General features: G+C 41.1%; 17 protein-coding genes and 2 tRNA genes. 10 read left to right on the top strand and 9 right to left on the bottom strand.

Annotation, left to right across the window (positions count from 1 at the left end; all coding sequences use genetic code 11):
* Positions 1-221: 221 nt before the first annotated feature.
* Together LX64_RS15650 and gap are read right to left on the bottom strand one after the other, a co-directional pair.
* Positions 222-1,421 (bottom strand): phosphoglycerate kinase, encoded by a 1,200-nt coding sequence (locus LX64_RS15650; RefSeq protein ID WP_111598601.1) that lies wholly within the window; start codon positions 1,419-1,421, stop codon positions 222-224.
* Between the two features lie 182 nt (positions 1,422-1,603).
* A complete protein-coding gene (gap, locus tag LX64_RS15645) occupies positions 1,604-2,620 on the bottom strand; it encodes a type I glyceraldehyde-3-phosphate dehydrogenase (RefSeq protein ID WP_111598600.1) in 1,017 nt (338 codons plus the stop codon).
* A 144-nt stretch (positions 2,621-2,764) separates the two neighbouring features.
* Here gap and LX64_RS15640 point away from each other — a divergent pair.
* Positions 2,765-2,836: transfer RNA gene (locus LX64_RS15640), tRNA-Glu, on the top strand.
* 61 nt (positions 2,837-2,897) lie between these two features.
* Positions 2,898-2,969 (top strand) — tRNA-Glu (locus LX64_RS15635).
* Between the two features lie 200 nt (positions 2,970-3,169).
* Here the strand turns inward: LX64_RS15635 and LX64_RS26495 are convergent.
* Complete coding sequence (locus LX64_RS26495) at positions 3,170-3,463, bottom strand: AAA family ATPase (protein WP_158538638.1); 294 nt, start codon at positions 3,461-3,463, stop codon at positions 3,170-3,172.
* Between the two features lie 301 nt (positions 3,464-3,764).
* On the opposite strand from LX64_RS26495, the gene LX64_RS15625 reads away from it, so the two are divergent.
* The 3 genes from LX64_RS15625 (at position 3,765) to LX64_RS15615 (ending at position 6,266) form a co-directional block, all read left to right on the top strand.
* Positions 3,765-5,165, top strand: coding sequence for a Fic family protein (locus tag LX64_RS15625; RefSeq protein WP_111598598.1), 1,401 nt, complete (start codon positions 3,765-3,767; stop codon positions 5,163-5,165).
* Between the two features lie 178 nt (positions 5,166-5,343).
* Positions 5,344-5,871, top strand: a complete 528-nt coding sequence (locus LX64_RS15620) for a hypothetical protein (protein ID WP_111598597.1) — start codon at positions 5,344-5,346, stop codon at positions 5,869-5,871.
* Positions 5,872-5,876: 5 nt separating this feature from the next.
* Positions 5,877-6,266, top strand: a complete 390-nt coding sequence (locus LX64_RS15615; protein ID WP_111598596.1) for a hypothetical protein — start codon at positions 5,877-5,879, stop codon at positions 6,264-6,266.
* A gap of 96 nt (positions 6,267-6,362) precedes the next feature.
* On the opposite strand, the gene LX64_RS15610 is transcribed toward LX64_RS15615, so the two are convergent.
* On the bottom strand, positions 6,363-7,505 hold the full coding sequence (locus LX64_RS15610) for a serine hydrolase domain-containing protein (protein WP_158538637.1): 1,143 nt from the start codon (positions 7,503-7,505) through the stop codon (positions 6,363-6,365).
* Positions 7,506-7,605: 100 nt separating this feature from the next.
* The gene (locus LX64_RS15605) at positions 7,606-9,459 is read right to left on the bottom strand and encodes a glycoside hydrolase family 130 protein (RefSeq protein WP_111598594.1); all 1,854 of its coding nucleotides are present in this window, start codon (positions 9,457-9,459) and stop codon (positions 7,606-7,608) included.
* 116 nt (positions 9,460-9,575) lie between these two features.
* Between LX64_RS15605 and LX64_RS15600 the strand changes: the two genes are divergently transcribed.
* Positions 9,576-10,160, top strand: coding sequence for a TetR/AcrR family transcriptional regulator (locus LX64_RS15600; RefSeq protein ID WP_111598593.1), 585 nt, complete (start codon positions 9,576-9,578; stop codon positions 10,158-10,160).
* 74 nt (positions 10,161-10,234) lie between these two features.
* On the opposite strand, the gene LX64_RS15595 is transcribed toward LX64_RS15600, so the two are convergent.
* From LX64_RS15595 to cobA, 3 genes are all read right to left on the bottom strand, one after another.
* Positions 10,235-12,802 carry an outer membrane beta-barrel family protein gene (locus LX64_RS15595; protein WP_111598592.1) on the bottom strand — a complete coding sequence of 856 codons (2,568 nt, stop codon included), beginning with the start codon at positions 12,800-12,802 and terminating at the stop codon, positions 10,235-10,237.
* Between the two features lie 518 nt (positions 12,803-13,320).
* The gene (locus LX64_RS15590) at positions 13,321-14,016 is read right to left on the bottom strand and encodes a Crp/Fnr family transcriptional regulator (protein WP_111598591.1); all 696 of its coding nucleotides are present in this window, start codon (positions 14,014-14,016) and stop codon (positions 13,321-13,323) included.
* 14 nt (positions 14,017-14,030) lie between these two features.
* Positions 14,031-14,795 carry a uroporphyrinogen-III C-methyltransferase gene (gene cobA / locus LX64_RS15585; protein ID WP_111598590.1) on the bottom strand — a complete coding sequence of 255 codons (765 nt, stop codon included), beginning with the start codon at positions 14,793-14,795 and terminating at the stop codon, positions 14,031-14,033.
* 178 nt (positions 14,796-14,973) lie between these two features.
* On the opposite strand from cobA, the gene nirB reads away from it, so the two are divergent.
* From nirB to LX64_RS15565, 4 genes are read left to right on the top strand one after another with little or no spacing between them, the layout of a single operon-like run.
* On the top strand, positions 14,974-17,469 hold the full coding sequence (gene nirB / locus LX64_RS15580; RefSeq protein WP_111598589.1) for a nitrite reductase large subunit NirB: 2,496 nt from the start codon (positions 14,974-14,976) through the stop codon (positions 17,467-17,469).
* A 26-nt stretch (positions 17,470-17,495) separates the two neighbouring features.
* Complete coding sequence (gene nirD, locus LX64_RS15575; RefSeq protein ID WP_211324824.1) at positions 17,496-17,870, top strand: nitrite reductase small subunit NirD; 375 nt, start codon at positions 17,496-17,498, stop codon at positions 17,868-17,870.
* A 20-nt stretch (positions 17,871-17,890) separates the two neighbouring features.
* Positions 17,891-19,213 carry an alginate export family protein gene (locus tag LX64_RS15570; RefSeq protein ID WP_111598587.1) on the top strand — a complete coding sequence of 441 codons (1,323 nt, stop codon included), beginning with the start codon at positions 17,891-17,893 and terminating at the stop codon, positions 19,211-19,213.
* 11 nt (positions 19,214-19,224) lie between these two features.
* Positions 19,225-20,067, top strand: a complete 843-nt coding sequence (locus LX64_RS15565; protein ID WP_111598586.1) for a formate/nitrite transporter family protein — start codon at positions 19,225-19,227, stop codon at positions 20,065-20,067.
* Positions 20,068-20,266: 199 nt separating this feature from the next.
* On the opposite strand, the gene LX64_RS15560 is transcribed toward LX64_RS15565, so the two are convergent.
* Positions 20,267-21,787 (bottom strand): slipin family protein, encoded by a 1,521-nt coding sequence (locus tag LX64_RS15560; RefSeq protein WP_111598585.1) that lies wholly within the window; start codon positions 21,785-21,787, stop codon positions 20,267-20,269.
* Positions 21,788-22,016 lie beyond the last annotated feature (229 nt).

Raw genomic sequence — 22,016 nt, 5'->3', positions numbered from 1 at the left:
AAAAATGGCGAAACTCAAGCTGGCAAAGGGTGGAGATAGGCTTGAGATAGGCTTAGGATAGGCTTTAGATAGGGTTTAGATAGGGTAAAGATAGGCTGGAGATAGGCTTAGGATAGGGTCGGGCTATGTAAGGGATAGGCTTATCAATGAGTTATAAAACAATACCCCGGGCAGGCTAGCTGCACGGGGTATATTCCCAATAAGAGTGTATTGAAATAAGATTATGCGTTTTTGATAGCTGCGATACCAGGTAAGGTTTTGCCTTCGAAGTATTCGAGCATAGCGCCGCCGCCTGTAGATACGTAGCTAACTTTATCGGCGAAACCGAATAAGTTAACAGCCGCTACAGAGTCGCCGCCACCCACGAGCGAGAATGCGCCTTTTGCAGTAGCTGCTACGATAGCTTCTGCTACCGCTTTAGTACCGGCTTGGAAGGCAGGCATTTCGAACACGCCCATTGGGCCGTTCCATAAGATTGTTTTAGAGTTAGCGATTACTTCGCTGATTTCCGCGATCGCTTTAGGGCCAATGTCTAAGCCCATCCAGCCGGTTGGGATATTGGTGTTATCTACTGTTTGCGTGTTAGCATCGGCAGCGAACTTGTCGGCTGCGATAGAGTCTACCGGCAAAATCAATTTAACGCCTTTTGCTTTCGCTTTAGCGATTAATTCGTTCGCGAGGTCTAACTTATCCAATTCGCATAAAGAACCGCCAATTTCGTGGCCCATTGCTTTGAAGAAGGTATAAGCCATACCACCACCGATTACGATGTTATCGGCACGATCCATCAAGTTTTCGATAATGAGGATTTTATCGCTCACTTTCGCACCACCTAAAATAGCCGTGAAAGGCTTTTCTGCATTGTGCATTACTTTTTCAGCGTTACCCACTTCAGCTTCCATCAATAAACCAAACATGCGTTTATCGCTAGGGAAGAATTCAGCAATAATTGCTGTAGAAGCGTGTGCACGGTGAGCAGTACCGAACGCATCGTTCACATACACATCGCCTAAAGTAGCGAGTTGTTGTGCGAAATCGCGGTCACCTTTTTCTTCTTGTTTATGGAAACGTAAGTTTTCCAACAACAATACTTCGCCCATTTGCAAATTAGCTGCGGCAGTAGTAGCTACTTCACCTACGCAATCTTCAGCGAATTTAACCGTAGTACCGCCGAGTAATTTAACGAGGTGGTAAGTAAGGTGTTTAAGAGAGTATTTATCGGTAGGACCATCTTTTGGTCGTCCTAAGTGCGACATTAAAATAACAGCGCCACCGTCTTTCAAGATTTTTTGGATGGTAGGCACTGCGGCGCGCATACGTGTATCGTCGGTGATCTCGAACTTATCGTTGAGCGGCACGTTGAAATCTACGCGCACGAGGGCTTTTTGGCCACTGAAGTTGTGAGTGGAGAATTGGCTCATAATTATACCAGGTATTTATAACATGAAACAAAAAACCGCGTAAGCGACCTGGTTATAGCAATTGCTACGCACAATTTAGGCTGGCGTAAGAACTACAATAAACTGGGCGTTTGCGCGGTGGTGTATGAATTTTATCGCCCCAAGGCGGTGATTTGCGCACCGCCTAAGCGATAATAGGTAGCTTATTTTTGGATTTGTTCTGCGAAGAATTTCACAGTACGAACCAATTGAGAAACGTAGCTCATTTCGTTATCGTACCAAGAAACTACTTTCACTAATTGGTTGTCACCAACAGTGATTACTTTCGTTTGTGTTGCATCGAACAAAGAACCGAAGCGGATACCGATGATATCAGAGCTTACGATTTCATCTTCAGTGTAACCGAAAGATTCGTTAGAAGCAGCTTTCATAGCAGCGTTTACTTCTTCAACAGTTACTTTCTTAGATACTACTGCAGTTAATTCAGTTAATGAACCTGTGATAGTTGGAACACGTTGTGCGTTACCATCTAATTTACCTTTCAATTCTGGTAATACTAAGCCGATCGCTTTTGCAGCACCTGTACTGTTAGGAACGATGTTTTGAGCAGCTGCACGAGCACGACGTAAGTCACCTTTTGGATGTGGAGCATCCAATGTGTTTTGATCGTTCGTGTAAGCGTGAACGGTTGTCATAGAACCTACTAAGATCGTGTAGTTATCGTTCAACGCTTTTGCCATTGGCGCCAAGCAGTTTGTTGTACAAGAAGCACAAGAGATAACTGTTTCGCTACCGTCTAACAAGTTGTGGTTAACATTGAATACGATTGTTTTAAGATCGCCAGTTGCTGGGGCAGAAATAACAACCCTTTTAGCACCTGCAGTTAAGTGAGCAGAAGCCTTGTCTTTATCCGCGAAGAAACCAGTACATTCGATAACTACATCGATGTCGTGATTTTTCCAAGGAATTTGAGCAGGGTCTTTTTGTGCATATATGTTAACTTCTTCACCATTCACGATGATAGATTTGTCGGTATGCTTTACTTCTGTTTCAAATCGACCTTGTGCAGAATCATATTTAAGAAGGTGAGCTAATTGTTGTGGGCTAGTAAGGTCATTGATAGCTACTACATCAATACCTGGCATGTTGTAGATCTGGCGGAAAACCAAGCGACCGATACGACCGAAGCCGTTGATACCAATTTTAAGAGAAGTTCCCATTTTTACACTGTGATTTGAAGTTGAAAAAATTGAGTAGCGAATTTACAAGCAATGCTGGGATTAATCAATAGAAATTTAAGTTATCAATATTTTTTTTGGAAATTTGAAATAGAATATTACCTTTGCAATCCCAATAACGGAACCGCCGCGTTGGTCAAGGGGTTAAGACACCTCTCTTTCACGGAGGAATCACGGGTTCGATTCCCGTACGCGGTACAAGCGGTTTCTATACCTATAATTTTGCTTCATAAGCCTATGGAGTTATTTCAATTGAAATGCCGCGTTGGTCAAGGGGTTAAGACACCTCTCTTTCACGGAGGAATCACGGGTTCGATTCCCGTACGCGGTACGAAAAATTTAAAAAGGGTTACACGATGTGTAACCCTTTTTTGTTTTCAGACCTGTTCTTTTAGATCTGCAATCTTAATATTTTTTACAATTCGCTTGTAAGGAAGTCCATCAGATTTTGCTGAATTATTCCATTATTACCCTGACCAATAAACACATCATTTAACGTAATTACATACTTAGGATAATTGTCTTCTATTTTTAGCAGATTACCGAATTCTCTATCGGCAGTGCTTTCATCCATATTAATAAGACAAAACTGCTTTCGAATTCCTGCACCTCCCGCACCTCATCTATTAAGAAATAATTGCTTTTATCTTCAATGAATTTACCTTCAAGATAAGCACTCAAGTCTGTATGCGTCTTAATATGAATATAGTTATCCAATTCCATATTAATATAAATAATGTTAGCCTTCTGATCTGTATTACGTATATGTTCCATTAATTGAAGCATTACATAACTATTACCTACCCTCCTTTGGCCAGTCAGCACCTTAATACCACCTTTTGAATAAATGGAATTACTCGTTCAGTATATAGTGGCCTTTGTATAAGTTTCATGTATATCGTAAACTTTAATTAAAGTCAACAAAATTTCATGTATATCGTAAACTTAAATCTTTAATATATATTGACGCTTTTTCCTGTGCAATAATGGGATAATAGCCATGTGAAAATTGTTTTCTTTACCATGGCGGGTATTAGGGCATTAGTCAAAATATACTATCCTAATTGTAAATATTAATTCATACGCGTGTACATTCAATACACATTTATCAAATTAATACTTTACAATGAAACCAACCCCGGCAAACATCAACTATGAAATTGGTGTGATTTGCAACACGCTTCAAACCTATTCTTACGGCGCTACTATAGAGGATATTGAAAAGTCTACAGGTTTATCATTACAACGTCGTACGTTATTACGAAGGTTAACGAAAATGATAGCACAAGGCCTCGTAGAAAGTAATGGAAGGCCCGGTGCTACGTTCTATCAACTTGTTCAACAGGTACCTTATTATTCGCCCGGTGTATTTGGGAATGTACTACATGATGAAAGTACACCATCTATCCCTTTAACCCAGGAAGGCATGGATGTATTACGGCGAATTTCTCAGCCTATTACTATGCGCAAACCCGTTGGTTACAATACCGACTTCTTAGTATCGTATCGCCCGAATATAGATAGCTATTTATCTGCTATAGAATTAGAAAAGTTGGCTGGCTTAGGTAAAACAACAGCCATTAACCAACTACCAGGCACTTATGCAAAAGAAATACTACAAAGACTTTTGATAGATTTATCTTGGAACTCGAGTCGATTAGAAGATAACACATATAGCTTACTAGATACACACCTATTGATCGCAGATGGCAAAACAGCCGATAATAAATCGGTACTGGAATCTCAAATGATTTTAAACCACAAGTATGCCATTCAATTTCTTGTTCAATCACCTTATGACATAAAGTTTGATCGTTTTACCATCACTAACCTGCATGCTATATTAGCCGACAATTTACTGGATAATGAAGCGAGAGGCAGGTTACGTACGATAATGGTAGGAATAGGCGCTTCTGTATATACCCCCTTAACCATACCTCAACAAGTGGAGGAAATGTTCAACATTATTCTAGCAAAAGTAAATGCAATAAAAAACCCATTTGAGCAAGCATTCTTTCTTATGGTACACCTTCCCTATTTACAACCATTCGACGATGTAAATAAACGCGTATCGCGCCTAGCTGCAAATATTTCACTCAATCAACACAACCTATCCCCATTATCGTTTGTGGAAGTAGACCGGGATATGTATCTCAAAGGCACCTTGGGAGTATATGAACTTAACCGTGTCGACTTGCTAAAAGATGTATTTATGTGGGCGTATGAACGTTCTGCTGCCCGTTATGCAACTATACGCCAAACTGTAAAAGCACCGGCATTATTTAAATTCAGGTATACTCGGGAAATCCATTCATTGATTACTCATATCGTTTCTAATGCAATGACTATCCAACAAGCGAATGATTATATCAAACAAGCTTCCAAACAGTTTCCTTTAAAAGACCAACAAAAATTTATGGAATATGTAGACACGGAATTGCTATCATTGAATGATAACACCTTTGCTATGTATTTTATACCACCTACTGCTTATGAACAGTGGAAGAAAAAATGGGGAAAGTTATAAGTATGCTGGCGATGTTTGTATCATAACAAGTGTGTGATGTTACCATCGCATGCTTGTTGTGATACTACTTACTTTTAGGAACATTCGCACGAACAGACATTTAGCTATTTTGTTATTATTCATTTTATGCGAAGAATATTGTGATAAGAGAAGTATTTTTATCTCATACTTATTACCTATGTACGCTTTTGCTGTTTTCCTTCCCTATATGATAACGGGCTTTTGCCTGGCTATGCTGGGTTATTATGTTATCACTAAGGTTTATCCACAAAAACTTTCCACACAATTCATTGCAACAGCCAATGTACTGACTTCGATCCTGATTTGTTTACATGTTGCTTTTTATGGTTGCGAGTTATTGCTTCCTTACTTCTCCGGTGCGGTAATGGTGTTTGAGTATATACGGTTAGCACCGATACTTTCGTCTATACTGATTATGTTGATAGCGGCGATATTTCCTTTGTTCAAATCATTACGCCGGAAATGGAGCACTAGCTTTTATATGGTAGGTGCATTATTATATGCTCAGTATAGAGCGGCTATAATTGGCTGGTTATTAGTTACATTTAACCGCGATTATTTGCCTTCGAGTTGGACAACAGCTAATCCTATTGAGAAAGAGATACTATGGATAGGTTGCGGTACGGGAGCGTTTGTAGCTATCGTATTATTATTAACGGAATGGAAAAAGAAAAAGAAAAAGTAAACTAGATGATACTAAATGAAAATTCTCTTATCGATCACAACTATCCAATATGGACCATAGATGAACATGTTATAAGAAGAACACTCACTAAACTAGATGATGGAACTTACTTTGTTATTGTAGCTGGAGATGATTCAGACATCATACCATATAGGAATACAGTACTTGTACGCGAACGCTTTTTGCGTTTATTAACCAATATAATAAGGATAGATTTACAACCCAAACCCGCTATTATTTATGATAGGGTGCTAGGCAAACATATTGAAGGATACTTCGACATTCATTGCGAACCATTACCCCTAGAGATCATCAAACATGGCAACAAATTGCAAAGGAGGCCATTGAAGCTGGTGAAAATAATGCATGTACAGCCTGGCAATTTCACGGCTTAATGGTAACACGGGCAGTGATAAAGCAAATCGAAACTTCCAATTACGAGAACCTGCATGGATTGCAATTTACACCAGGTATACTAGCTGGCTAGTGCATTATTGCATGGCCGGCAAAATATACTTTTCAAATGCGGCTTTAGAATCGTTTATAATATCCCAGTTATTGTAATTACCCGCGGTTATTACTACTAACAGTTGGTATTGTTGACAGAAGAAAATTCTTTGTCCCCCGTTGCCTTTTGCTTCTTGAATGGGGATTCCATTAATGGTGTATGTCCAATATTGAAAACCATAACCAGCATCACTATCTCGCTTAGATGGGCGCTTGATGGGCTCTTGTAACGACTGTTTCACCCAATTAGGCGTAACAATTCCAGCACCTTCATGCATATACAGGGTGCCGAATTTCAGTAAATCGCGCGAACGTAAACGTAGGCCAGAAGCGGCAGCAGGAACATCTTTGTATAATGATCTCCATTCGTATTGCTGTATACCAAGTGGTTTGAACAAATGCTGTTCTGCGAACTTAGCAATATTTTGACCACTTACTTTTTGTATGATTTGCGCTAATAATTGTGTATTACCTCCATTGTAGTTCCAAGTAGTTCCCGGTGCAGCTACCATGTTACGGCTAATAATGAATTCAATAGGATCTGCACTTCCGTCCATTTGTAATTCACTATTGCGTGGATCACGGTAAGAAATATCTTCATTCCATTCTAGGCCGCTGGTCATATTGAGTAAATGGCGGATCGTGATTTGTTGTTTTTGACCGGTGAAATGCTTTGCGTATTGGGGGAAGTAAGAGGCAATAGGATGATCGATATTGTTGATGAAGCCATTTTTAACAGCAATGCCTATACAGGCGGAGGTAATGCTTTTTGTGATGCTACGGCAATCGTGGAGGTCGTTTAACCCATGTTCGATATAACCGAGTTTCCTCCCTATTTCTTCATCTTTTCCAGCGAAATAGTTTTCGTATACGAGTTTATTGTTCTTATAGATCAATAAGCTGTGAATATTAGGGAAAGTATCTGCCAGTATTAATTGGGTTAATTGAATAATGGGAAGAGAATCGATGCCCACTTCTTGTAGATTACCAATGGCAATACTATCTGCAAGTTGTGCAGGTATTGTGTATGTGTATTCCGTGGAACGAATACGCTTCTGCCCGCCACAATTATTGAATGCAAACAATAAGAATATTAACAAGAAAGGGGAATAATTTTTCATCAACATACGATCCATTTAATAATATTGTAAGATAAAATTAAAGACAGTACATTGAGATAAAGGTTGCATCATGGTATCATCATCATGCAAAAAATCATTGCAAATATTAGGTAAATTTTTCCAACACTTTTTCTATTCGCAACAACAATACATCTTTCGTAACGGGTTTACGCAGGTATTCTACTGCACCTTTTTCGAGCCCTTTCACTTCGTCGAGTTCGCTCGTATAACTGGTTAATAGCATGACTGGGATATTGATATTATGTTGGCGTAAGAAGTCGAGTAATTGGTAACCGTCGAAGTTGGGCATGGAAATATCGGATAAAATTAAGTCGAAATTATTCTTGGCGATTTTCATCAGCGCGGCAATACCATCGGGGGCAACATCCACTTCATAGTGTGCTTGTTTAAGGATATTGGCAATTACTTGTTGGCTCATCACTTCATCTTCCACAATTAAAACACGTCCTTTGTGAGCATGCTTTTCTTGGTTGGTAGTGAATTCAGATGGAAGTAAACGCTTTAATAGCTCGTTGATAGAAACGGTAGCATAAGTGGAAGCAGTATCCGACATAGCATAAGGAATCACCAATTCCTCGTTATTCACAATGGAACCACAAGAGTATACCACGTTCGGCACATAACCTTCGCGTTCTTCTTCATTAGCCGAAATGAGGGGTTCTGTTAGTTCCCCAATTATTTTCGTTGGATCATTTAAATCGAGGAGAATAGCGCCTAGGCAATACTTCCGCATGGTACCTACACCATGTGTAATTACTAGCCAGCCATAAGGAGTTTCAATAGGGGAACCGCAATTACCTACCTGGATGAATTCCCATGGGTACATAGGCTCCTGGATGCGCACAGCTTCATCCCAAACATTAATATGATCAGAATAAAGGACGTAGTTATTCACACCATCAATCCGGCCGAGCATAGCATAACGACCATTCACTTTTCGTGGGAACAAGGCCAACCCCTTATTCCTGATATGCTCCCCGTGAATGGGTAATATTCGGAATTTATAAAAATCCCTTGTTTCAATTAGTCGTGGTAGAATATCCACCCCGTTATAGGCCGTATAAGTGGCGTAGTAGCGGGTAAGTCCATCTTCATCCATAAACTTCACAAAGCGCGCATCTTCAATACCGTTACGCTCTTCGGCTGTAATAGGGAAAATTACGCGGTCGCTAATACCTGTATCTAAGGAAAAAGAGATTTCGTAATAAGCATCACCCATGGCACGAATGCGGTGGAGCAAACTGCGGGTATGTTCGTCGATATTTTTATCGGCCAATCGTTCGTCGATGGCCGTATGTAATTGGTAATAATCGAATTCCCGGTTGAGTACCGACATTAACTGTTGCACAACAGGACTATCGATCGTAAGCCCGGAAAAGAATTCTTCTTTGTCGTACACATAATTGCGAATTAATTCCGCCTCCTCGATGAGGCGCCCGGTGGGAATTATATCCAAGTGGTTGTTTTCGTCCAACACTCCACCCCGGAATACAATAGAAGAAATATGTCCTTCCCCCGTAGCACGGAAGCTAATAATCACACGTTTTTCACCCATGCGTAAGCCTGTTTGATCGGGGTCTTCCACCATACTAGGATTGAAAAAGGCGGCCGATTCTATGGAGTATTCCGAAGTGAAATAGGCACCGATGAGCAATTTCTTCGTGGGCGATAAATGCTCCATATCAATAATATCGCCATCCATCAATTCTACAACACGTTTGAAATGCTTCTTAAATATCCGGGAAACGTTCCTATGGCGGCCGGCAAACTCTCGTAAAGTTTGATTCAACACTAAACCTGCGGCTTGTTCGGGCATTTGATCCACCTTGTGAAGAATAGAGTGCACGCGGGTTTCGGGTGCCGGGAAGAAGAAGCGGGTAATCACTCTCTTAGGATCACTATTAAACCGGATGCTTTTGCGATTAACTTTAATACTCATGTGTGGGTTTGTTGGACAACATTACTAACACTTACGCACCTTGATTGTTCGTACTACAGTAGCTTTTTGACTATTCAGTATAAAACATATAACTTTATATGCACAACAGGTAGCAAATGGCAGGCAGACCAAAAATATTTGATGAACAAGAAGTGCTTGATAAAGCGATAGATTTATTCTGGAAGAAGGGCTATACAGCAACCAGTACAGAAGATTTACTACAAGCAATGGACTTGAACAAAGGCAGTTTATATAACACCTTTGGTAGCAAAAAGGAATTGTTTTCCCGCGCTATACAGCACTTTCATACACGTGGCTCGCAGGCCATGCACGATTTATTAAAACCTGCAGACAATCCTGTTACGGCCATTCGTCAATTTTTCCTCGACATAGCATCGACCGACCTCGAAACACACTTTAAAGGCTGTTTTGTAGGGAATACATTGGCAGAGCTTTCTAACCAAGACGAAGAACTGAAAGAACAAGCCACCGCTTATTTAAAAGCATTTGAAGAAATTTTTCATCATTATCTTAAAATTGCTAAAGAACGCGGTTATTTGCACACGCACCACGAGCCGAAAGTGTTAGCCAAATACTTGTTAACAGTGTGGAACGGGATTAATATTACACGCCGCATATACCCGGATAAAAAAATATTGAAACAGGTGATGAGTGTACAATTGGAAGTTTTAGGCGAATAATTCAAGTTTTATATACACACAAAATCCCGGTTAATACCGGGATTTTTCTCTTTCTATCATCAACACTATAACAATTATCCACCCGATTTTACGCGGCTTTGGATATCTTCATTTCCTTGTTTTCTTTCCCGTAATTGGTTCGTTGTTTTACCAAACCTATAAGATAAGCTAACGGTTACCATACGGCTATCAAAGCGAATATGTTCGCGCATAATAATATTATCGTACTTCGCAACATTGCGCCATTGGCGGGTTTGGAAGATATCGTTCACCATTAATTTCGCGGTGAACTTATTATCCAAGAATGTTTTTTGGGCTCCTGCCGAGATAATCGTTACAGGTTTTGTTTCGTAAATCCCGTACATGGCGGCGCTTTGATAATTCGCCGTTAATTCAGCACTGAATCCCTTCTTGAAGGTGAATGCATTTTGTAAGTTGAAAGCGAATACGGTTCTACCATCCAATACTGTTGCCTTTACTTCACCTGGATCGTAGCTTGTGCGATAGAGGTTAAAGAAGTAATTAGTAGCCCACCATTTGGTTACGTTTGAATGTAGGCTAATGCTGGCGCCGTAATTCACCATGTTCTTGAAGTTCACGGCATATTCGTAGCTGGTATTGGTGTTGGGCACTTGGGAGATCGTCCAGTTTACTACATCTTTCGTGATGCTGTAATATATGCTGGTGGTAATCTTTTGTTGCCAAACATGGCTCAATTCGATATTACTGGTTAATTGTGGGCGTAAATATGGATTGCCTTGGTAATATAAATTTGGATCGCGGTATACGCGGTATGGGTTTAATTCATCGTAACCTGGGCGCTCAATTCTCCTGCTATACGACGCCTGTACAAGGTTATTACTATTGATCTCCCGCGATAAGCTGGCTTGGGGGAAGAATTGGAAGTAATGACGAGTATTCACAGAATCAATCGTTACTTGGTGGCCCTTTGTATTAGTGAACTCACCACGCCCCCCTACTTGTGCTTTCCAGCCCTTCCAATCTTTACTCAATTGAATATAGCTGGCATGAATTGTTTCCTTGTATTTGAAATGGTTGCTGCTCGATTGATCTTTGATCCAATTCTGCTGCAACAAAGTGTCGAAGCGGGAATCATTGTTCACTTCTACGTAGCTGGTTTTCCAACCAACTTCCAACTTACCATCTTTCCAAAACGTTTGGGTATAGTCGATTTTACCTACATATACATTGGTTTGAGAAGGAATTTTTCCTTGGCGGGAAGAAGGTGTCCATAAATCCCCCCCTGCTTGGTTTATATAACGTGTATGCAACAATTGATCGCCTTTAAAATCGTTGTAAGCGTAGTCGACATCTGCTGATATTTCCGCGTTATGTTTATTAAACTTATGTAGATAATTCAAATTATAGGTAAGGTTCGTCCATTGCTGGTCGTTCTTGCTTTTTGAGAAAGCTTTGTACATAAAGGCTTGTTGGCTATTATACCAATTGTTGTGTGTGGTGCTATTGTTGGTATATGTACCAATGTTGCCATTCATTAAGAAACCAATCGTATTATGCTTATTCAAATTCACGTCGGCACCAAGCTTGAAGTTGTTGGTGTATAGTGGTTCAGTGGTACCGTTGTTCAACTTAGACGACTGTACAATTTCGCCTTTACCATGTTCTTCGGCGTAGAAATCACGGTTGTTATCCATATATTCCTTTTCACCGCGGAATGCGTGGTTGTAGCTACCGTAGATATTGAATTTTTCGCCACCATAGTTAGCACTAAAACCAGCGCCATAGCGATCATCGCGACTACGAGCATAGTTTGTATACACATTCCCATTAAAGCCTTGCTTGGCACTTTTCTTCAGTACGATATTAATAATACCACCTGTTCCAGCTGCATCGTAGCGTGCCGGGGGATTGGTAATAACTTCTATTTTAGAGACGGCGCTAGAGGTTGTTCCACGCAGCAAGTGCATCAACTCGCCTTGGGATAGGTAGGTCAATTTTCCATTGATCATCACGCTTACGCCAGGGCGACCTTTCAAGGTAATATCACCTTTGTCGTCAACACTTACGCCTGGTGCTTTTTGCAACAACTCCAAAGCGGTATTTCCTTCCGATAAAATACTGTTTTCTATATTGAGGACCGTTTTATCTAAATGCTGTTCTACTAGTGGTTTACGAGCCGTGCCGGTTACGGTTACTCCGCCTAACTGTTGTTCATTCTTTTCCAACACAACCGTTGGCACATCAATAGTGGTAGTTGAATTTGTAATATGGAAAGAGGATGAAAGTTGGGTTTTATACCCCATACTGCTTACCTGTACATAATAATGACCAATGCTTACTTGTTGCAATTCGTAATCGCCATTCATATCACCCAAAGTACCCTTCACTAAGCTCGAATCTTTTGCACGGTACAATGCAACAGTGGCAAATTCTACCGGTTGTTGACTTACTTGTACTACTTTTCCTTTTACTGTATGGGTAGGTTGTTGCTGGGCAGAAGCCTTATTAGTTAATAAAAGCAACATGTAAATTGCAGCCACAGTAATTAAACTTTTACGCGTACATAAATACTGTTGCCTCTTCCAAAAACCTATTGAATAGGCATTAGCATGCTGATCGATATTAATAGGTGAAAACTTTTCTTGTGGATATTGGATCATAAGATCGACTGTATTGTTAAATGATAAACTGTTTAGACTAGGATGAATATGTTGTTGACGTTCGTTAACATCATAAAAAATGCACAATAGGTTAGCTGGATGCCAAGCAACGCATACATTTCTTCGCTATGATTGTATGTAGAACAACAGGTGAAAAGCAGCATGCGGGAACTAGTAAACTCTCTGCATCGAACTAGCGGGGCATGATAGTACAATATGTACCAGTTGCAAAGTGAACGTTTCACCATTAAGACACTTTGCGTAGTGTGTAAAAAATGCGCACTGGGTTTCCTTTTAAAGTAAAAAATAAGGCAGGATTAGGAGGACACCAAGCCTGCATACGCTGTAAGGGTATATCTTTTGGGAGAATAAATTGGCGGTACTTAGCAATAGTTAGGAATGCATACCGGTTAGTTGACACCCAAAAGACGCGTCAAAGATGCACCTAGTATGCCGAATAGTGTATGCGGATTGGGAAAACGATTTATGGATTTGGGAAAATTGAAATTCCGTGACTGTTAATGCGTTGAATAAGCGAGTTGTTTTAAAGGCTCTTCTTGTAAAATTTTATACTGCTTTCCTTCCACCAGTAGTATTTCTTCAGCCACAAAATCATTCATCATTCTAAAAGCCGTTTCATACGTGGTACCAACATAGGCGGCAATGTCTTGCTTACTGAGCGATAGGTTAATGAAGCCATTTTTATCGATCCCGAATTTTTCTTGCAAGGAAAGGAAGGCTTCCGCGAGGCGACCTTTTACTGGCATGTGAGCCATGTTTCTCATTTTTCTTTCGGAGGCTTGGAGTTCGCGGGCGTAGAACATCATTAAATCGTACAAGAAAGCCGTATTTACTTTTAAAGTAGCGATAAAGAAATCTAGGGGAATAAAACAAACCACAACCGGTTCTAAAGCCGTGGCCGATACGGGAAACACAAGTTCGCTTCCTCCTACACCCCGGTGTCCTACTATATCTCCTTCCTTGGCAAAACGCACGATAAGTTCTTTCTCTTGGCCCCATTGTTTATGCACCTTCATTTTGCCTTTGGTAACAAAATAAATCCCGTTAACAGTATCGCCTTCATTAAAAAGCACTTCACCCTTTTTTAATGAGAATACAGATTTATGAGCATTAATAGCCGGTAACCATTCCGGTAAGCACAACTTGCAAAGCGTGCAGGCGCTTCCATCGCAAGCAAATTTTTCCTTCTTCATAAACTCGGTTTAGACTAGGCAACACGGTGCGTATGTTCGCGGGCGAGTTGCCTTATAGCAGCATTGGAGTGTGCATGTACAACATCACCTACGATAATAATTGCAGGGTTTGTAATACAAGCTGCGCGGGATTTTGCAACAATGTCGCTCACCGTACCAACTACCATTCTTTCATTTTCTGTTGTTCCTTCTTGAATAATCGCCGTGGGCAATGCATGCTTGCCAAGGCTTATAAATATGTCCATTATAGCAGGTAACTGTTGCATACCCATTAGAATGATCATTGTTGCGTTTGTTTGAGCCACTAGGCGGAGATCTTCCGAAATGCCGCCATGGCAAGTAGTACCTGTTATAACAAAAAAGCTATTCGCAATTCCCCTACTTGTAACCGGGATCATGCAGTTCGCCGGAACGGCGAGTGCACTAGATACACCGGGAATAATGCTAACCGGGATACCGGCTTGCTGCGCTGCGATTATTTCTTCTGTAGCCCGTCCAAATACAAAAGGATCTCCACCTTTTAATCGCACCACATGCCCATGCGAAAATGCGTATTGGATAATCAAAGCATTGATTTCGTCCTGCGGTAAAGCATGGGCACCGAAACGTTTGCCTACAAAAATCTTCAATGCACTGGGTGCGTAAGCAAGCAGTGCATCGTTGGCAAGTGCATCATATAATATTACATCTGCTACTTGGAGCGTGTCGATAGCTTTTAAGGTGATTAAACGGGGATCACCAGGTCCTGCGCCGACTAAAGATAAATAGGGAAATGGCATAAACAAACGTATTAAATAAATAATTATATCAAGAATAATACTTAGCCTGATATAAAAGTACTCAAATAATTCATATTTTCATGATTCAAATCATAACCAAAACGATTTTTATTGGGTGATCGAAAGAAATTATATTATATATATATTTTTATAATTTTTCATTTCTAAATCACGCTCCATGAAAATTGTAGTAATAGGAAACGGGATGGTCGGCTACAAATTTTGCGAAAAGTTACGCGCAAAACTTCCCTTTGAAGAAGCTGAACTCATTGTATTTGGTGAAGAACCCCGCGTTGCATACGACCGTGTTCATCTTACCGACTACTTCACACACGCCTCCCCTAACGAGTTGGAAATGCAACCCCGCTCCTGGTACAACGAACAACATATCATATTATATACCGGCGACCCTGTTGTACAAATAGACCGGGAAAATAAAGTTGTACACTCCTACAAAGGCCGCGAAGAATCATACGATTACCTTGTGCTTGCTACCGGGTCATCGGCTTTTGTTCCGCCGCTGCCAGGTATTGAAAAAGAAGGCGTATTTGTATATAGAACTATTGAAGACTTAGAGTTAATCAAGGATTATGCCCCCAAGGCTACCCAAGCGGCTGTTATGGGCGGCGGTTTATTGGGTCTTGAAGCTGCGAAGGCTTTACTGGATTTGGGTGTGCAGAATACACATGTAATTGAATATGCCTCGCGGTTAATGCCCCGGCAAATAGATCATAATGGTCACCTTGTTTTACAAAGTAAGCTAGCAGCTTTGGGATTGGAAATTCATACCAATAAAGCTGCCATCGAAATTACCGGCGCGCAAGCTATTACCGGTATCCAGTTTGCAGATGAAAGCACGATGGAGTTAGATCTACTGATTATTTCAGCCGGTATTAAACCCCGCGATGAGTTAGCCAAATTGGCCGGCCTGGAAACTGGTTCGCGTGGAGGCATCATCGTGAATGACCATATGCAAACCACCGACCCTCACATTTTTGCGATCGGGGAATGTGCATTACACAAAGGCATGATTTACGGGTTAGTAGCACCCGGTTACGAAATGGCCGAAGTAGCTGCTTCCACTATCATAGACGAACCCATTCAATTCAACGGGTTCGATATGAGTACGAAGTTGAAATTAATTGGTGTAGACGTTGCTAGCTTTGGCGATCCCTTTCCTCCCTCCACTGAATTTAGGGCTATCGTTTTTGAAGATAGTTTGCAAGGTATTTACAAGCGGATTAATGTTAGCAACGACGGTAAATACTTGCTAGGCGGTATTCTAATTGGCGACGCAGCCGATTACAACATGCTATTACAAACAACAAAAAATAAGATCCAACTTCCCCTTAACCCCCAAGATATTTTAATTGGTCCACGTGGTGAAGGCGCACAAAATGCCGGTGTACAAAACCTTCCCAATGATGCTATTGTTTGCAGCTGCGAGAGCGTAACCAAAGGCGACATTGTCGCTGCTGTTAAAAACGGGCATGAAACATTCAACGCGGTTAAAAAATGTACAAAAGCAGGCAGTTGCTGTGGTGGCTGTACTCCAATGGTGAAAGATATTATTCAATACACCATGATTGCGGAAGGCAAATACATTCGCAACGTTGTATGTGAACATTTTCAATACTCGCGGCAAGAACTATTCGATCTTATTAAAATTAAAAATCTCCATGCTTACGACGAAGTGCTGGATACTTACGGACATGGCGATGGTTGCGAAATCTGCAAGCCTGTTATCAGTTCAATTATAGCCAGTTTGTGGAATGATATGATTCTCCAAAAAGGCAACGAAACTGCACAAGACTCGAACGATCGCTTTTTAGCAAATATCCAAAAAGGTGGCACCTACTCTGTTGTACCGCGTATTCCCGGCGGAGAAATTACACCTCAAAAGTTGGCTGTTATTGCAGCAGTGGCCGAAAAGTACAATCTCTACACCAAAATAACCGGCGGTCAACGCATCGATATGTTTGGCGCCCACGTCAACGACCTTCCCAATATTTGGCAAGAACTTATTGCTGCCGGTTTTGAAAGCGGGCATGCATACGGCAAAGCTTTGCGTACTGTTAAAAGCTGCGTGGGCTCCACATGGTGCCGATTTGGGCTGCACGACTCCGTTAGCTTCGCTATTCGCGTGGAAGAGCGTTACCGTGGACTTAGAGCTCCACACAAGATGAAATCGGCCGTATCGGGTTGTATTCGTGAGTGTGCTGAAGCTCAGTCGAAAGACTTTGGGATAATTGCTACTGATAAGGGCTGGAACTTGTATGTATGCGGTAATGGTGGCTCCAAACCTCAGCACGCTAAGCTCCTTGCTGCCGATCTAGATTCCGACACCTGCATCCGTTACATTGATCGCTTCCTCATGTTCTACATCAAAACAGCCGATCCACTTACACGTACGGCTACTTGGTTGAATAAACTGGATGGTGGCATTGAATACTTGCGAAACGTGGTGGTAAATGACAGCCTGGGTGTTGCTGCTGAGTTGGAAGCTAGTATGCAACATCTAGTCGATCATTACAAATGCGAATGGAGAGAGGTTGTTGAAAACCCAGCCCTGCGCAAACGCTTTTCGCATTTCGTAAATGCTCCCGCTGAAAAAGACCCAACCGTAAACTTCGAACAAATGCGCGATCAAAAACGCGCGGTAGAATGGAAATAATTGATCTATCAACTAAATCGCTTTATATGTCGTCTGAATTCTCTTGGTTCCTCGCTTGCCGTGTACAAGATGTACCTGCTAATGGTGGCGTATGTGTTAAGTATGCCAATACCCAAATTGCGCTCTTTCATTTCACCCGCACTGGACAATGGTTTGCTACGCAAAATCTTTGTCCACACAAACACCAGATGGCATTGAGTCGTGGGATGATTGGCTCCCATGCAGGTGAACCCAAAGTAGCTTGCCCTTTTCATAAGAAAACATTTTCACTAAAGGATGGACGTTGTATTTCCGACGAAACGGAATGCCACATTCAAACATATCCTGTTCGCATAGAAGGCGATGATATTTTCATTGGTTTTACAGCACAACCGGCCTTCATCCAAACTTCAACCCATTAAGCATATAAACCAACGCTACCATGAAAAAACTATTCCTCGGAATTATATTCACTAGTAGTATCCCAATTTTCGCCACTGCACAATTCTCTATCGGTGCACAACTGCGTACGCGTTCCGAATTTCGCGATGGACAAGGTGCTCCCTTGCCCAAAAGCGCTCACCCAGCCTTCTTTAATTCGCAACGAACGCGCTTAATGGCGAAGTACAATAGTAACCGTGTAAAGGTGCATATTGCCATACAAGATGTAAGAGTTTGGGGACAAGATGTATCTACCATCAACCGTACCACCACGCAAGATAATAATGGGTTTATGCTGCACGAGGCATGGGCAGAAGTAAACTTAAGCGACAGTTTGCATACAACGCGTTATTGGGGACTAAAAGTGGGCCGGCAAGAGTTAGTGTACGACGATAGCCGTTTACTCGGCAACTTGGATTGGCTGCAACAAGGCCGTAGGCATGATGCAGCAGTTTTGAAATATGAAATCCAAACGTTCCAAGCACACATCGGTGGCGCCTTCAACCAAAATAAAGAAAATTCCACCAACACGATTTATAATGCGCAACCACCTGGAAATTACACGGCTAATACAAATGGTGGATCTGCATATAAAGCATTAGCGTACGTCCATCTCAATAAAAAATTACAACAAGGCAATCTTACCTATTTATTCCTAAACGACCATTTCTCTAAGTACCATTTCGAATTGGTTGACCAGGTACAAACAAAGAAATGGGACGAGGGAACATATGCGCGGTACACAACAGGTTTGTACTACATACAACAGCTTGGCAAATTCACTTACAACGCATCGGCTTATTATCAATTCGGCAAAACACCCGCTGGGCAAAATTTACTTGCAACTAGCTTCAATGGCAATATAGCTTATAGCATCACGCAACAATTATCAACCTGCTTGGGAGCGGATTACACTTCCGGCGGTGATAACAAAGCTTTTGATCCATTGTACGGCACAGCACACAAATTTTGGGGATATATGGATTACTTCTATGCTGCCAGTGGGTTCGGACAAAAAGGATTACAAGATTATTATTTAAAAATGAAATACAAACCTGCCGCCAAATGTTTATTACTCTTAGATATACATCAATTCTATAGCGCTAGCGAAGTTGTTAACCACCATAAGCAATTTGGCACAGAAGCTGATCTCACAGCACAATTCAACATCAACTCCTTTGTAAACGTAGACATAGGTTATAGTCATTTTTGGAGTACCAACACCCTCACCTCGGCTACGGTAAAAAACTTAGTAAATGCAAGCTCAAACAGTAACTGGGCTTATGTTTCATTGAATATTACACCTTCATTCTTCATCAAATAAATATTTGTATCATGGATTATAAAAAACCAAGTGAAGTAGTTTCCGTAATGGTGCAATCGGGCATCGATAAAGTACAACTCAGTACTACCGATCTTATGATCCGCGGAATATTAGCCGGGGCCATCCTGGGATTTGGTACCACTTTAGCCATCACGGCAAGTATACAAACAGGTTTACCGGTGATTGGTGCGGCCATTTTCCCTGCCTGCTTCATCATTGTTGTACTAATGGGCTTCGAATTGGTAACAGGCAACTTTGCTATATTGCCCACGGCTTTTTTAGCGAAAAAAATTACCCTTGCCGATACCTTGAAAAATTGGCTGTTGGTATTTTTTGCGAATCTTTTAGGCGGCCTATTGTATGCTGTGCTGTTTTGGATTTCGCTTACGCAACTAGGCCACGATTCTGGCGGCCCCCTTGCGGCAGCTATTGTCAAAATCGCTGAAACAAAAACGGGGGCCTATGCGCATTTCGGGAGCGACGGTATTATTACGCTTTTTACCAAGGGCATCCTTTGTAATTGGATGGTTACTTTCGGTGTTGTAATGGCCATGACGTCCACTTCTACCCTAGGAAAAATTTTTGCAGCTTGGCTGCCCATTTTTATTTTCTTCGCCCAAGGCTTCGAACACGCTGTAGTCAATATGTTTATAATTCCTGCCGGGATGATGCTAGGTGCAAAAGTGAGTTTTGGAGACTGGTGGTTTGGAAATCAATTGCCTGTAACCTTTGGAAATATCGCAGGAGGTGTTATATTTACTGCTTTAGCTTTGTATATTACATATTCAAAAAAGAAATCAATACAATCTAAACATATTCATCAACCCGTTGGTACTACTAGCGACGTTGAATAATCATATTGTAAATTTCACAACTGGTTATGAAAATGGGGGCTCGTTTCAACGATATACTCAACCACGATACAAAGCAAAAGAACCGCTCAGATAGCGGTTCTTTTTGTTTTTGCATATGTGTGTAGGTTAAATGTTTTGGGGCCAACATTTGTATCTCTTAGCAACGTTGCTTGCGTCGCACCGTTGATCGTTTGTAAGACTATTGATGCGGGATGAAAATCTGTTTCAATTGACCAATTACGTCGCCGCTACCGTTCAATGAAATATTGCTGATTTTATCGGCTATTTTCTCCACGTATTCCATTTCTTTCAATTTGTACAGCATGGCATTGTCTTCCATTAATTTCGCTGTATTCATTAAGCTACGGGTGCTCGCAGTTTCCTCGCGGCGCATAATCACGTTGGCTTGTGCTGTTTTCTCAGCAATTAACACTTGGTTCAAGATTTCTTTTACATCACCTGGTAAAATAATATCACGAATACCACAATAAGCCACTTCCACACCTAGCTCCGTCACCTTCGCTCGCAAGCTTTCCAAAATCAATGGCGTTATCGCATCTCGCTTATCTAGTAATTCATCTAGTGTATACGCACCCACCTGCTCACGTAACGATAATTGCGCTAAAGCATATAATTGTTTTTCGTACTCTTTATTTTCCACTGCTTTCAGAATATCTATTACCTTGTACTGGCAGGCAAAATTGATACGGATATTGGCTTTATCCTTCGTCAATATCTCTTGGCCATTCATATCCAATTGTTGTTGACGTGTGTCCACTTTATGCAAGAGAATACGTGTTTCATTCTTCCAAAAGTTATACACATTAGGCGCTGCTATTGAATGAAAATCACCATCAACATACAACACACCTTTTTCGTATGGTTCTACTACAAAAGAGCGTACATAAGCATTCAACATTGGAACGGCTAACAACGAGCGATTGTATTTAGGTGCAATCTCGATCGCCGCAATATCCACGTATTCAATACGGTATTGCTGTATATTTTTCCAGTAGGCATATTTACCCATTGGCAACACGTGCTTGATATTCTTTTTATCGAATAAAATCGCCAACTGGTTTTCCTCTACCACAATTAAAGCTAATGCTTCCGCTATTGCAGGATATTGCATCAATAAGTCGAGCTGTAAGGCACCCACCATAGGATTCTCTTGCATCAATTGTCGTGTATCGATACGGTGAAAAGTATGGATAGACGCTGTATTTTTCCAGAAAGCATGCATACCGCTTCCTAGGATACGATCGAATTTATTGTCGATAAAAAACAACACTTTTTCATGCGCATCTACCATCGTACGGGAAACATATGGCGCCAACAAGTTATGCGCTGATTCCGCTTTATTTTTGAGTTGTGTAATATCTACTTCATCCGTATTCACCGTTACGAAAGAATACGCAGTGTAGTCCTTCCAGAATGCATATTGACCGGCCGACAGTACACGTTTCAACAACGCGTTTTCGTATACGAGTACAATCTCGTTGAATGCTACATCAATCACTTGCAACGCTTGTGCTAATGCTTGCTCCTGTAAGGCAATATTTAACGGGATGCGTGGGTTAAAAACATCTTGCAAGTTATGCACCTCTACCTCGTTGTTATTGCTCCAAAAACGGTACGAACCTGCTGTTAGGATTTTTTCGAAACGTTTTTCTTTGTAGAGAATGCCAATTGTGCCGGTATTGATGATAACTTGTTTCATAGTATAGATTTATATAAGTGTTAAATGGTTGTTTGTTTGTAATAAAAGCCGTCGTTACCGGGCAGGAACCAATCACCCATAAGCGGGTTATACATTTGAGGCGATGTAGCGTAACGGGGTTCTTACGACCAACTACATTGATGCTGTTACATGAATAGTAGCTTTTTCGGTTTGAATGCCTTTACGCGCAATCGATTCGCTTGTAGAAGCGGCCAACAGTTGATATTGT

This window comes from Chitinophaga skermanii (assembly GCF_003259335.1).
Taxonomy (GTDB): domain Bacteria; phylum Bacteroidota; class Bacteroidia; order Chitinophagales; family Chitinophagaceae; genus Chitinophaga; species Chitinophaga skermanii.
Note: the sequence above shows the minus strand (reverse complement) of the source record. Positions and strands in the feature narration are given on the sequence as shown.

Bases quoted from the DNA above. Each gene is read 5' to 3' on its own strand.
- gap (WP_111598600.1), bottom strand. From the start codon at position 2,620: ATGGGAACTTCTCTTAAAATTGGTATCAACGGCTTCGGTCGTATCGGT.
- LX64_RS15625 (WP_111598598.1), top strand. From the start codon at position 3,765: ATGAAACCAACCCCGGCAAACATCAACTATGAAATTGGTGTGATTTGC.
- nirD (WP_211324824.1), top strand. From the start codon at position 17,496: ATGTCGTCTGAATTCTCTTGGTTCCTCGCTTGCCGTGTACAAGATGTA.
- LX64_RS15650 (WP_111598601.1), bottom strand. From the start codon at position 1,421: ATGAGCCAATTCTCCACTCACAACTTCAGTGGCCAAAAAGCCCTCGTG.
- LX64_RS15595 (WP_111598592.1), bottom strand. From the start codon at position 12,802: ATGATCCAATATCCACAAGAAAAGTTTTCACCTATTAATATCGATCAG.
- LX64_RS15590 (WP_111598591.1), bottom strand. From the start codon at position 14,016: ATGAAGAAGGAAAAATTTGCTTGCGATGGAAGCGCCTGCACGCTTTGC.
- LX64_RS15565 (WP_111598586.1), top strand. From the start codon at position 19,225: ATGGATTATAAAAAACCAAGTGAAGTAGTTTCCGTAATGGTGCAATCG.
- LX64_RS15610 (WP_158538637.1), bottom strand. From the start codon at position 7,505: ATGTTGATGAAAAATTATTCCCCTTTCTTGTTAATATTCTTATTGTTT.
- LX64_RS15600 (WP_111598593.1), top strand. From the start codon at position 9,576: ATGGCAGGCAGACCAAAAATATTTGATGAACAAGAAGTGCTTGATAAA.
- LX64_RS15570 (WP_111598587.1), top strand. From the start codon at position 17,891: ATGAAAAAACTATTCCTCGGAATTATATTCACTAGTAGTATCCCAATT.
- LX64_RS15620 (WP_111598597.1), top strand. From the start codon at position 5,344: ATGTACGCTTTTGCTGTTTTCCTTCCCTATATGATAACGGGCTTTTGC.
- LX64_RS15615 (WP_111598596.1), top strand. From the start codon at position 5,877: ATGATACTAAATGAAAATTCTCTTATCGATCACAACTATCCAATATGG.
- LX64_RS15560 (WP_111598585.1), bottom strand. From the start codon at position 21,787: ATGAAACAAGTTATCATCAATACCGGCACAATTGGCATTCTCTACAAA.
- nirB (WP_111598589.1), top strand. From the start codon at position 14,974: ATGAAAATTGTAGTAATAGGAAACGGGATGGTCGGCTACAAATTTTGC.
- LX64_RS15605 (WP_111598594.1), bottom strand. From the start codon at position 9,459: ATGAGTATTAAAGTTAATCGCAAAAGCATCCGGTTTAATAGTGATCCT.
- cobA (WP_111598590.1), bottom strand. From the start codon at position 14,795: ATGCCATTTCCCTATTTATCTTTAGTCGGCGCAGGACCTGGTGATCCC.